Genomic DNA, 12,095 nt, shown 5'->3' on the forward strand with positions numbered 1-12,095 from the left:
ACACACGGCCATTTCTGAGTGTTCCAGACGTCAATAGAAGCTCACTCCCTTTTGATACCTGATTAGCCGCCCGGAGTGCTCCATGCCAGATTACCGCTCGAAAACATCCACCCACGGCCGCAACATGGCCGGCGCCCGCGCACTGTGGCGCGCCACCGGGATGAAAGATGACGACTTCAAGAAGCCGATCATCGCCATTGCCAACTCTTTCACCCAGTTCGTGCCGGGCCACGTGCACCTCAAAGACCTCGGTCAACTGGTTGCCCGGGAAATCGAACGCGCCGGTGGCGTAGCGAAAGAATTCAACACCATCGCCGTGGACGACGGCATCGCCATGGGTCACGACGGCATGCTGTACTCGCTGCCGAGCCGCGAGATCATCGCCGACTCCGTCGAGTACATGGTCAACGCCCACTGCGCCGACGCCATCGTCTGCATCTCCAACTGCGACAAGATCACCCCGGGCATGTTGATGGCCGCTCTGCGCCTGAACATTCCGGTGATCTTCGTTTCCGGCGGCCCGATGGAAGCCGGCAAGACCAAACTCGCTTCCCACGGCCTCGACCTCGTCGACGCCATGGTGATCGCCGCCGACTCCAGCGCTTCTGACGAGAAGGTTGCCGAGTACGAGCGCAGCGCCTGTCCGACCTGCGGTTCGTGCTCCGGCATGTTCACCGCCAACTCGATGAACTGCCTGACTGAAGCCCTCGGTCTCGCACTGCCGGGCAACGGTTCGACCCTCGCCACCCACAGCGACCGCGAACAACTGTTCCTGCAGGCCGGCCGCACCATCGTCGAGCTGTGCAAGCGTTACTACGGCGAGAACGACGAATCCGTGCTGCCGCGCAACATCGCCAACTTCAAGGCGTTCGAGAACGCGATGATGCTCGACATCGCCATGGGCGGTTCGACCAACACCATCCTGCACTTGCTGGCTGCCGCCCAGGAAGCCGAGATCGATTTCGACCTGCGCGACATCGACCGTCTCTCGCGCAGCGTGCCGCAACTGTGCAAGGTCGCGCCGAACATCCAGAAGTACCACATGGAAGACGTGCACCGCGCTGGCGGCATCTTCAGCATCCTCGGTTCCCTTGCCCGTGGCGGCCTGCTGCACACCGACCTGCCGACCGTGCACAGCCGCAGCATGGAAGAAGCCATCGCCAAGTGGGACATCACCCAGACGACCGACGAAGCCGTGCATCACTTCTTCAAGGCCGGCCCGGCGGGCATCCCGACCCAGACCGCGTTCAGCCAGTCGACCCGTTGGGAAACCCTCGACGACGACCGTGAAAACGGCTGCATCCGCAGCTTCGAGCACGCCTATTCGAAAGAAGGCGGCCTGGCCGTGCTGTACGGCAACATCGCCCTCGACGGCTGCGTGGTGAAAACCGCCGGCGTCGACGAGTCGATCCACGTCTTCGAAGGCAACGCGAAGATCTTCGAAAGCCAGGACAGTGCGGTGCGCGGCATCCTCGCCGATGAAGTGAAGGAAGGCGACATCGTCATCATTCGCTACGAAGGCCCGAAAGGCGGCCCGGGTATGCAGGAAATGCTCTACCCGACGTCGTACCTGAAGTCCAAAGGTCTGGGCAAAGCCTGTGCGCTGCTCACCGACGGTCGTTTCTCCGGCGGTACTTCCGGCCTGTCGATCGGCCACGCTTCGCCAGAGGCTGCGGCCGGTGGCGCGATCGGTCTGGTGCAGGACGGCGACAAAGTGCTGATCGACATTCCGAACCGCTCGATCAACCTGTTGGTCAGCGATGAAGAACTGGCTGCACGCCGGGTCGAGCAGGACAAGAAAGGCTGGAAACCGGTCGAGCAGCGTCCACGCAAAGTGACCACCGCCCTGAAGGCCTACGCTTTGCTGGCGACCAGCGCCGACAAGGGTGCGGTGCGTAACAAGGCAATGCTCGACGGGCTGTAAGTTTTAGCCGCCGAATAAAAATGCCCCGCCAAGTGCGGGGCATTTTTTTGCCTGATCCAAAAACAATGAAGATCAAAACTGTGGGAGCGGGCTTGCTCGCGAAAGCGGTCTACCGGTCAAAAAATCTCTCGCCTGACACTCCCTCTTCGCGAGCAAGCCCGCTCCCACAGGGGGCTGTCAGTGCATCCAGAATCTGCGCTCCCACAAGGATTGGGGGCTTACTGGATTTCCTCGGGTTTAACGATCACCCAGTTCTTGTCCGCCGTCACCGGCAAACCTTCCTTGGCCTGCGCTGCCGCGTGCTTGGCCATCATGCCGTTGAGCTGGGTCATGTACTTGTCCTTGCGGTTGATCCACAAGTGAATACCGCCCTTGGCCACGTCGACATCGTGGAACAGCATGTAGCCATCACTGGTTGGGGTGTCGCCACCGACCAGAACCGGTTTTTTCCACTCATCGATGTAGGTCAGGATCGCCGCATGCTTGCCGGCCATCCAGGTTGCCGGGGTCCACAGGTACGGCGTCAACTCCAGACCGAGGTTGGCCTTCTCGTCATATTTGCCGGCGGTGATCTGCTTGCGCGCGGTGGTCAGTTCGCCAGTCTTCGGATCCTTGAGCAACAGCGACACGCCGATCACATTCTGCGGTTTGACGTTGTAGCCGTACTTCGGATCAGCCGCGACCATGCGCACCAGTTCTTCTGAAGCGGCGGTCATCACGTAGACCTCGATGCCGTTCTCCATCAGCTTGTTGTACAGCTCTTGCTGGCCGGTGAAGATCTTCGGCGGGTTGACGTCGAGTTTCTTCACCACATCGCCTTCGTAGTAGGTCGCCGGCACCGGTTTGCCCGACGCCATCAGCTCATCGACGTAGCCCTTGAGTTCCTTGAGGGTAAAGCCGGAGAACACTTGCGCCACCCACGGGTAGCAGACCATGTCGTCGACTTCGCACAGGCGATAGTAGTAACTGAACAGGCTTTCCTTATGGTCAGCGGTGTCCTTGAACGGCATCAGTTTCAGGGAGGGATCGAGCTTGTCGCGGGTGATCAGGCCCTTGTTTTCCATGAACGGCAGCAAGGACTCTTCGAGGTCGTAGCGGTAACTGGTGTTGTCCATGTCAAACACGGCGTAGTTACCCTTGTTGGCATTGGCCGCGATCATCGCGTCCAGTGCCTTGGCCTGATCCGCCGGCCAGTGCTTCAGGTCGGTGGCGAATGCCTGAGCGGCCAAGCCCAATCCAAGAACCACAGCGAGCATTTTCGGTGCGAATTTCATCGGCGTTTTCTCCCTGACTGAAAGACATCGACGCTAACAAATAAGTGTGACACTCCTCGTCTGTCAGCGACCGCTTACGTCTCCTCAACGCCAGTTGCATTGCCGAGAGCGACAAGCGCTTATTCCAAAAACGACGGACGACCTGCGATTTCGGTATTAATTCATTGGAAATCAAACTGTTAGGCTTGCCGGTTCGCAGTTGCCCCAGAAGGCGACTGGCACAAGTCTTATCGGAGTCTTCATGAATCTGCCGCTGATCCTCAATCTGCTGGTGTTCCTCGCCCTGCTCTTCGGTCTGGCGCAAACCCGCCACACCACTTGGAGCCTGGCGAAAAAAGTCCTGCTCGCGCTGGTGCTCGGCGTAGCCTTCGGTGTTGCGCTGCACACCGTTTACGGTGCCGGCAACCCGGTACTGAAAGCCTCGATCGGCTGGTTCGATCTGGTCGGCAACGGCTACGTGCAGTTGCTGCAAATGATCGTGATCCCGCTGGTGTTCGCCTCGATCCTCAGCGCGGTCGCGCGTCTGCACAACGCCTCGTCGCTGGGCAAGATCAGTTTCCTGACCATCGGCACCCTGCTGTTCACCACCGCGATTGCGGCGCTGATCGGCATTGGCCTGACCAACCTGTTCGGCCTCACCGCCGAAGGCCTGGTGGCCGGTACTCAGGAAATGGCCCGCCTGCAAACCATTCAGACCGACTACGCCGGCAAGGTCGCCGACCTGAATGTGCCGCAGTTGCTGCTGTCATTCATCCCGCAGAACCCGTTCGCCGACCTGGCGCGGGCCAAGCCGACTTCGATCATCAGCGTGGTGATCTTCGCTGCATTCCTGGGTGTCGCAGCGCTGCAACTGCTCAAGGATGACGTCGCAAAGGGTCAGAAAGTGATCAACGCCATCGACACCCTGCAAGCCTGGGTGATGCGTCTGGTGCGTCTGGTGATGAAGCTGACCCCCTACGGCGTATTGGCGCTGATGACCAAAGTGGTGGCCGGTTCCAACCTGCAGGACATCATCAAGCTCGGCAGTTTCGTCGTGGTCTCGTACCTCGGCCTGGGCCTGATGTTCGTGGTGCACGGCCTGCTGGTGTCGGCGGCCGGGATCAATCCGCTGCGCTTCTTCCGCAAGATCTGGCCGGTGCTGACGTTCGCGTTCACCAGCCGCTCCAGCGCGGCGAGCATTCCGCTGAGCATCGAAGCGCAGACCCGTCGTCTGGGTATTCCGCAATCGATCGCCAGTTTCGCCGCCTCGTTCGGTGCGACCATCGGCCAGAACGGTTGCGCCGGTCTGTACCCGGCGATGTTGGCGGTGATGGTTGCGCCAACCGTAGGCATCAACCCGCTGGATCCGCTGTGGATCGCGACACTGGTGGCGATTGTCACGCTGAGCTCGGCCGGTGTGGCCGGTGTTGGCGGCGGCGCGACGTTCGCGGCACTGATCGTGCTGCCGGCGATGGGCTTGCCGGTGTCACTGGTGGCGCTGCTGATTTCGGTTGAGCCGCTGATCGACATGGGTCGTACGGCGTTGAACGTGAGTGGTTCGATCACCGCCGGTGCGATTACCAGTCAGGTGATGCAGCAGACGGATAAAGCGCTGCTGGATACCGATGAGCATGCGGAGCTTGCTCAGGCTTAAATTCTTCTTTGCCTGACCTGCCCTCTTCGCGAGCAAGCCCGCTCCCACATTGGATCTGTGATCGACACAAATCCAATGTGGGAGCGGGCTTGCTCGCGAAGCGCTTAAGCCTTTTCCCAGACCTCGAAGTTGTAAGCGGGCTTGTCGCCCTCAGCCGGATTCGGCACATTCGACACCAGTTTCCACTGGTTCAGGTCAAACTCCGGAAACCACGCATCGCCTTCCGGGCTCAGCGCCACTCGGGTCAGATACAGACGATCGGCCTGCGCCAGCCCTTGCGCATACAACTGCGCGCCGCCAATCAGCATCAACTCATCGACGCCCTGCTCTTTTGCCCATTCCTCGGCGCGAACCACTGCAGCTTCCAGCGACGGATAAACCTCCGCACCTTCCAGCAGCAGATCTGGCTGACGGCTGACCACGATGTTCAAGCGGCCCGGCAGCGGCCGACCGAGGGAGTCCCAGGTCTTGCGACCCATGATGATCGGCTTGCCGAGGGTCGTGGCCTTGAAGTATTTGAAGTCCCCCGGCAGGTGCCAGGGCATGCTGTTGTCGACGCCGATCACACGGTTTTCACCGAGGGCTGCGATCAGGCTGAGGGGGAGTGATTTAGTCATGTCGGTGAGGATACCAGAGCCTCGCTTGACCCGATAAGCGCCACAGCGGTTATGCTCTCTGCTCAATTGAGCAACGGAATGGCGCGTGACTGAACTGACTCCACTGCAAACCCTCTGGCTGACTGAAACCATCCGCCTGCGCGAAGAACACGCAGGATCCCTGGAAGATCTGGAAGCCAATCGTCTGGCCCGCGCGGCCGGCGGCGATCTGCCGGGCCGTATTCAGCGCCGCGCCGTGTGGCTGGCCGAGCGCGACGGGCTGAGCGCAGCACTCAGGCACTGGCTGCAAGGCGCGCGTCTGGCGCTGGTACTGCTGGTGATTTTCGCGCTGCTGAGCGGCGCCGGCCTGGCCTTCGCCGCGCTGAGCCAGACACCGGTCAATGTTTTCTGGGCATTGGGCAGTCTGCTCGGGCTGAACCTTCTTCTGCTGCTGAGCTGGGCGCTGGGGCTGATCTTCGCCGGTGAACACGGCGCCACCCTCGGCCGCTTGTGGCTGTGGCTCAGTGAAAAACTCGCTCGCGATGCCAAAGCCGCGCAACTGGCGCCGGCCCTGCTGCTGATGCTGCAACGCAAGAAACTCAATCGCTGGGCCCTCGGCACATTGGTCAATGGCCTGTGGTTGCTGGCGATGCTCAGCGCCCTGTTGTTGCTGCTGACACTGATGGCGACCCGGCGCTACGGCTTCGTCTGGGAAACCACCATTCTCGGCGCCGACACGTTCATCAACCTGACTCAAGCCCTCGGCGCGCTGCCGGCGCTGCTCGGTTTCAACGTACCAACGGTGGAGATGATCCGCGCCAGCGGCGGTGCCGCGCTGGATATCGAAAGCGCACGCCAGGCCTGGGCGACCTGGCTGGTCGGGGTGCTGGTGGTCTACGGCGTACTGCCGCGTCTGCTGCTGGCACTGTTGTGCTTCTGGTGCTGGAGTCGCGGCAAAGCCGCGCTGACCCTGGACTTGAACCTGCCCGGCTACGCCGAGTTGCGCGAACGGCTGATGCCGACCAGCGAACGTCTCGGCGTCAACGACCCTGAGCCTGCGCAACTGCATCGGGTCGAAAGCAGCGTCAGCGAACAGGCCAGCGAGGGCGCCTTGTTGGTCGCCATCGAACTCGACGACCAGCGCCCATGGCCGCCAGCGTTGCCGAAAACCGTGAGCAACGCCGGGATCCTCGACAGCCGCGAATCACGGCACAGACTGCTCGAACAACTCAGCCGCTTCCCCCCGGCGCGCCTGCTGATTGCCTGCGATCCACGGCGTTCGCCGGATCGCGGCAGCCTCGCGCTGATCGCCGAACTGGCGCGTAACGCCAGCGCCACCCGCGTCTGGCTGCTGCAAGCACCGCCCGGCGAGGCGCTGGACAGCGCCCGCCTCGGCGACTGGCACGTCGCGCTGCAACAACTGGAGCTGCCGTTCGCCGATTGCGCGCCAATGAATTGGCTGGAGAACGGTCATGACTGATGCCCGCAAAGCCCCACTGAAACTCGCGGTGGTTGGCCACACCAACGTCGGCAAGACTTCGCTGCTGCGCACCCTGACCCGCGACGTCGGTTTCGGCGAAGTCTCGCACCGACCGAGCACCACCCGACATGTCGAGGGGGCGCGGCTGTCGGTGGACGGCGAGCCGCTGCTCGATCTTTACGACACGCCGGGGCTGGAAGATGCCATCGCCCTGCTGGATTTCCTCGAACGTCTGGAGCGCCCCGGCGAACGTCTCGACGGCCCGGCGCGACTGGCGCGGTTTCTCGACGGCAGCGAAGCGCGCCAGCGTTTCGAACAAGAGGCAAAAGTGCTGCGGCAACTGCTCGCCTCCGATGCCGGTCTCTATGTGATCGACGCCCGCGAACCGGTGCTGGCCAAGTACCGCGACGAACTCGAAGTACTCGCCAGTTGCGGCAAACCACTGCTGCCGGTGCTGAACTTCGTCAGCAGCGCCAATCATCGCGAGCCGGACTGGCGCGAAGCGTTGGCGCGGCTCGGCCTGCATGCGTTGGTGCGGTTCGACAGCGTTGCGCCGCCGGAAGATGGCGAGCGGCGCCTGTACGAAAGCCTCGCGCTGCTGCTGGAAAATGCCCGTCCGCAACTGGAACGCTTGATCGCCGATCAACAGGCCCAGCGCCTGGCGCGCCAGCAAAGTGCGGCGCGCTTGATCGCTGAGCTGCTGATCGATTGTGCAGCGTGCCGGCGCAGTGTGGTCAGCGACGCCGAGCAGGAGCAGCAAGCAGTCAGCGAACTGCGCAAAGCCGTGCGTCAGCGTGAACAGAGGTGCGTCGAGGCGTTGCTCAAGCTCTATGCGTTTCGCCCGCAAGACGCGGCGGCCAGTGATTTGCCGTTGCTCGACGGGCGTTGGGGCGATGACTTGTTCAACCCGGAAACATTGAAGCAACTCGGCGTGCGGGTGGGCGGAGGGATTGCGGCCGGTGCGGCGGCCGGTGCAGGCGTGGACTTGCTGGTGGGCGGGATCACCCTCGGTGCTGCAGCATTGGCCGGTGCGATTGCCGGTGGCGCGCTGCAAACGGCGCGCAGGTATGGCAGCCGTCTGCTCGGCAAGATCAAGGGCCAGCGAGAGTTGACCGTGGATGATGGGGTGCTGCGGCTGCTGGCGTTGCGTCAGCGGCAACTGTTGCTGGCCCTCGATAAGCGCGGACATGCGGCGATGGACGCGGTCCAGGTCGCCACACCGCAGGACAAAACCTGGCGCGAGGGCAAGTTGCCGGATGCGCTGAGCAAGGCGCGGGCGCATCCGCAGTGGTCTTCACTCAATCCGCAGGCGAAGTTGAATCAGGCGGAGCGGCAGGAGCAGATTGAGGCGTTGTCGCAGCAGCTCTGACTCAACCGATCTTCAGCGCCACTTGAACTTCACGTAAATGGTGCTCAGGTGCGCGACCAGTTTTTGGTCCACCGCATCCTGATCGCCGTCGTTATCTACATCGAAGCTGATTGTCCAATCGAGCTTGCCGTCGTTGTTGGTGTCGTAGCTGGAGGCGGTGTAAACGATGCTTTGGTCGTTCGGTTTACCGGTTCCTTCATGAAAGTGCAGACGCACCGTATCGGGTGAGCCGTCCTGATGACAATCCTGCGTGAAGATCTTCAGATAGCGTGCCGAATTTTTACCTTGATTGAACCAGTTGAACTTCAGATAGGTGTCTGCAAAAGACTTCAGCAGAAGCTCGTCGCTCAGGTCCTGCTTGCCATCGTTGTTGGCATCACCCGCCTGGAAATCGACTTTGCCATCGGCGGTGATATCCAGCGCGAATGCTCGATGAATAAGGGTATCTTCATCTGCGCTGCTTTCCTCGAAGAAATGCAGCAACACGGTATCGGCCCGGTTGTTCGAACTTCGGTCTTGGGCCGTGACTTTCAGATAACGCATACAGGTCAATCTCATGGACAAAGGAGCGCCCAAGCTAGAGCAGACTTCATCCATTCTCTGTAAGACTAATCCCTTTGTTCCGTATGACGGTTCCTTGAAAGCTGTACTCAACCTTGCAAGGACATAGTGGCGAGAGGTAGTCGCCAGAATTGTTGCGAAAAGCGCGGGCGCATCCGCTGTGGTTTTCGCTGAATCCGCATGCGAAGTTGAATCAGGCGCAGCAGCAGGAGCAGATTGATACTCTGGCTGCAGATTTATAGCGCTTGAGCCGGCCTCTTCGCGAGCAAGCCCGCTCCCACAGTTTGATCGCATTCCTTCCGGTGGAACCCGGTCGAATGTGGGAGCAGATTGATTGGCGGGCTCCGGTGGAACTCGGTCGAATGTGGGAGTGGGCTTGCTCGCGAATGGCGCGACTCGGTGACATGGATTACGCAACCAGTAGCCGCACCGCTTTCTCCTTCAACACCCGAAGATCCATCACCGGCACCGCCCTCTCCTTGGCCAGTTCGTCCCACTGGCGCATGCGCAAGCTGACCGCACACAGCGGATCGCGCTCAAACGCATCCGCCTCGGCCTCGGTCATTAGTCCGCCCTGATACTCCAGCGTGCGACGACTCGCTTCACTCAACCGCTCGAAATACCCAGGCTCGCACAAGGTCAGATAACGTTTGGCCTGCACGTGATATTCCACCAGCCGCGCCAGGCGCTCACTGAAACCGGCCTCACGCAAATAGTTCGCCCCCAGCCGCTCATGGCTGACCACGCCATAACCGCCCATGTTCTCGGCGCCTTCGACACACAAATGACCGATGTCATGAAAGAACGCCGCCAGCACCACTTCGTCATCAAAGCCTTCGGCGATCGCCAGTTCAGCAGCTTGGGACATGTGCTCGATCTGCGACACCGGCTCGCCGATGTAATCGCGGGTGCCAAAGCGCTCGTACAAGGCGAATACCCGGTCGACGACCTGTTGCTGCTCCCCCATCAGGTTTCCTCCAGCAATTGCGCGACATTGCGCTCGGCCAGTGCCGGGCCGACGCTCATGCCGACGCCAGTGTGCATCAACGCCACACTCAGCCCCGGTGCCGGGCGCAGCAACGAAAACGGCCCCGGCCCACGGGCACCGTAGACGCCCTGCCAGCGCTCGACCACTTGCACCTTGCAGCCCAGCGTCTGTTCGGCCAGCTCCAGCATCCAGTTGTCGACCTGCTCGGCGTTGAACGGCGACGGATCGCTGCCGTAATGGTGCGAGTCGCCGATGATCAGTTCGCCGTACGGCGTCGGGCTGATCAGCAGGTGTATACCGTTGTCATGCAGATGTGGTTGTTCGCGCAGGATCTGCGCCTGCACCGCTGCCGCTTGCGGCAGATCGGCGAAGGCGCCGTAGTGCACGCAGCTCAGACCGGTGAGCAAGGCGTGTTGCAGGTTGAGCTCGACCTGCGGTTTGGCGCGGAGCATTTGCAGGCGGCAGATCTGCGGATCGAGCGCGGCAATCGGCTCGGCCAACAGGGTCTGATAATCGTGGCCGGAGCAGACGATGATCTGCTTCGCCGTGAAGCTGCCGGCGGTGCTGTGCAGGTGCCCCGGTTCGACGTCGCGCACCAACGTATTGAAGTGAAACTCGACGCCGAGGTCGCGGCGCAGATAGTCGATCAGCGCCGGGATCGCTTCCCGCGAGTACAGCTGTTGATCGTCCATGCCGTGCAACGCCGCCCGGTGGTGGCTGAACTGACCGTGATACAGATCACGCAGGGCGGCGCCGCGCAGCAAGGCTACGTTGTAACCGTGCTCCACGGCGCGGCCGTTGCAGAAAGCTTCGAGCAATTGTTCTTCAGCTTCGCTGCGGGCGAACAGGTACGAGCCGTTACGCTTGATCTGCAGACCGGCGAGTTGCGCCCAGTCGCCCCAGATCTCGCGGCTGGCCCTGGCCAGTTCGAGCATCGGCCCCGGTGGCTGCCCGGTGACCAGCGCCTGACCGAAGTTGCGCACCGAAGCACCGAGGGGCGTGGCGGTGCGCTCGAAAACGCTGACCTTGAGGCCGCGTTTGGCGGCGGCGTAGGCGTGGGACAGGCCGAGGATGCCGGCGCCGACGATCAGCAGGTCTTTGTGTTGGGTCATTTAGAGGTGTCCTGAATGAGAGACCGCTATCGCGAGCAGGCTCACTCCTACAGTTGGAATGCGTTCCCCTGTAGGAGTGAGCCTGCTCGCGATGAGGCCCTGTCAGTCGATAAAGATCTTACTTGGCGACGACTTTCTCGGACTTGCCGTCATACCGCTTGCGCCACTCGGTGAGGATCTCGTCGCGGTTCTTCGAGGCCCAGGCAAAGTCGTTCTTGATCAGGCGCTGCTCGTAGTCGGCCGGCAGTTCGGTCTGTGGCTTGGCGATGCCCGGCTGCGCAAGAACCGCGAAGTTCTCCTTGTACAGATCCATCGCCTCGGCGCTGGCGGAGAAGTCCGCGAGTTTCTTCGCCGCCTCTTCATGCGGCGTGCCTTTGATCACGGCCGTCGCTTCGATCTCCCAGCCCAGGCCTTCCTTCGGCAGAATAATGTCCAGCGGCGCGCCCTGGCGTTTCAGCTGTACGGCCGGGTATTCGAAGGAAATGCCGATCGGGAACTCGCCCGCCGCCGCCAGTTTGCAAGGCTTGGAACCGGAATGAACGTACTGGCCGATGTTCTGGTGCAGACCGTCCATGTAGGCCCAGCCCTGTTTCTCGCCGAAGGTTTGCAGCCAGGCGCTGACGTCGAGGAAACCGGTGCCGGACGACGCCGGGTTCGGCATGACGATCTTGCCCTTGTACTCAGGCTTGGTCAGATCCTGCCAGCTCACCGGTTTGCTCAGGCCCTGCTTCTCGGCTTCGACGGTGTTGAAGCAAATGGTCGCGGCCCACACGTCCATGCCGACCCAGGCTGGCGGGTTGGCAGCATCGCGGTAGTTCGCGCCGATCTTGCCCAGATCCTTCGGTGCGTAGCTTTGCAGCATGCCCTGCTGATCGAGGATTGCCAGGCTCGAAGCGGCCAGCCCCCACACCGCGTCAGCCTGCGGGCGGTCCTTCTCGGCCAGCAGTTTGGCGGTGATGATCCCGGTGGAGTCACGCACCCACTTGATCTCGACGTCCGGGTTAGCCTTTTCGAAGGCTTCTTTATAGGACTTCAATTGCTCGGCTTCGAGGGCGGTGTACACCGTCAACTCGGTTTTTGCCGCGAAGGCATTCAGGCTGAAAGTCGCGAGCACAGCAGCGGCCAGGGCCATAGGCTTGAACATGATCGTTTTCCTGT

At 61.5% G+C, this 12,095-nt stretch carries 10 protein-coding genes; 4 read left to right on the forward strand and 6 right to left on the reverse strand.

Annotated features, from left to right (window positions below; all coding sequences use genetic code 11):
• Positions 1-82 precede the first annotated feature (82 nt).
• On the forward strand, positions 83-1,924 hold the full coding sequence (gene ilvD / locus ACS4NR_RS19980; protein ID WP_007964170.1) for a dihydroxy-acid dehydratase: 1,842 nt from the start codon (positions 83-85) through the stop codon (positions 1,922-1,924).
• Between the two features lie 218 nt (positions 1,925-2,142).
• On the opposite strand, the gene ACS4NR_RS19985 is transcribed toward ilvD, so the two are convergent.
• The gene (locus tag ACS4NR_RS19985) at positions 2,143-3,198 is read right to left on the reverse strand and encodes an HAD family hydrolase (protein ID WP_166495303.1); all 1,056 of its coding nucleotides are present in this window, start codon (positions 3,196-3,198) and stop codon (positions 2,143-2,145) included.
• Positions 3,199-3,439: 241 nt separating this feature from the next.
• On the opposite strand from ACS4NR_RS19985, the gene ACS4NR_RS19990 reads away from it, so the two are divergent.
• Positions 3,440-4,831 carry an L-cystine transporter gene (locus ACS4NR_RS19990; protein WP_456018157.1) on the forward strand — a complete coding sequence of 464 codons (1,392 nt, stop codon included), beginning with the start codon at positions 3,440-3,442 and terminating at the stop codon, positions 4,829-4,831.
• Between the two features lie 104 nt (positions 4,832-4,935).
• Here the strand turns inward: ACS4NR_RS19990 and ACS4NR_RS19995 are convergent, their stop codons facing one another.
• Positions 4,936-5,448, reverse strand: a complete 513-nt coding sequence (locus tag ACS4NR_RS19995; RefSeq protein ID WP_443531932.1) for a dihydrofolate reductase — start codon at positions 5,446-5,448, stop codon at positions 4,936-4,938.
• Positions 5,449-5,533: 85 nt separating this feature from the next.
• Between ACS4NR_RS19995 and ACS4NR_RS20000 the strand changes: the two genes are divergently transcribed.
• Together ACS4NR_RS20000 and ACS4NR_RS20005 are read left to right on the forward strand one after the other, a co-directional pair.
• Positions 5,534-6,907 carry a DUF2868 domain-containing protein gene (locus ACS4NR_RS20000; protein WP_456018158.1) on the forward strand — a complete coding sequence of 458 codons (1,374 nt, stop codon included), beginning with the start codon at positions 5,534-5,536 and terminating at the stop codon, positions 6,905-6,907.
• Positions 6,900-8,276: a GTPase/DUF3482 domain-containing protein gene (locus tag ACS4NR_RS20005; RefSeq protein WP_456018159.1), complete on the forward strand. Its 1,377-nt coding sequence runs from the start codon at positions 6,900-6,902 to the stop codon at positions 8,274-8,276. Before ACS4NR_RS20000 ends, ACS4NR_RS20005 begins: the two co-directional genes overlap by 8 nt.
• 12 nt (positions 8,277-8,288) lie before the next feature.
• Here ACS4NR_RS20005 and ACS4NR_RS20010 read toward each other — a convergent pair whose 3' ends face one another.
• From ACS4NR_RS20010 to ACS4NR_RS20025, 4 genes are all read right to left on the reverse strand, one after another.
• Positions 8,289-8,819, reverse strand: coding sequence for a hypothetical protein (locus ACS4NR_RS20010; protein ID WP_456018160.1), 531 nt, complete (start codon positions 8,817-8,819; stop codon positions 8,289-8,291).
• Positions 8,820-9,246: 427 nt separating this feature from the next.
• The gene (locus tag ACS4NR_RS20015; protein WP_456018161.1) at positions 9,247-9,804 is read right to left on the reverse strand and encodes a phosphonate degradation HD-domain oxygenase; all 558 of its coding nucleotides are present in this window, start codon (positions 9,802-9,804) and stop codon (positions 9,247-9,249) included.
• A complete protein-coding gene (locus ACS4NR_RS20020; RefSeq protein WP_456018162.1) occupies positions 9,804-10,937 on the reverse strand; it encodes a TIGR03364 family FAD-dependent oxidoreductase in 1,134 nt (377 codons plus the stop codon). Before ACS4NR_RS20020 ends, ACS4NR_RS20015 begins: the two co-directional genes overlap by 1 nt.
• A 118-nt stretch (positions 10,938-11,055) precedes the next feature.
• A complete protein-coding gene (locus tag ACS4NR_RS20025) occupies positions 11,056-12,081 on the reverse strand; it encodes a putative 2-aminoethylphosphonate ABC transporter substrate-binding protein (protein WP_456018163.1) in 1,026 nt (341 codons plus the stop codon).
• Between the last annotated feature and the right edge of the window lie 14 nt (positions 12,082-12,095).

The sequence above is a fragment of the Pseudomonas sp. JQ36 genome (assembly GCF_053851495.1).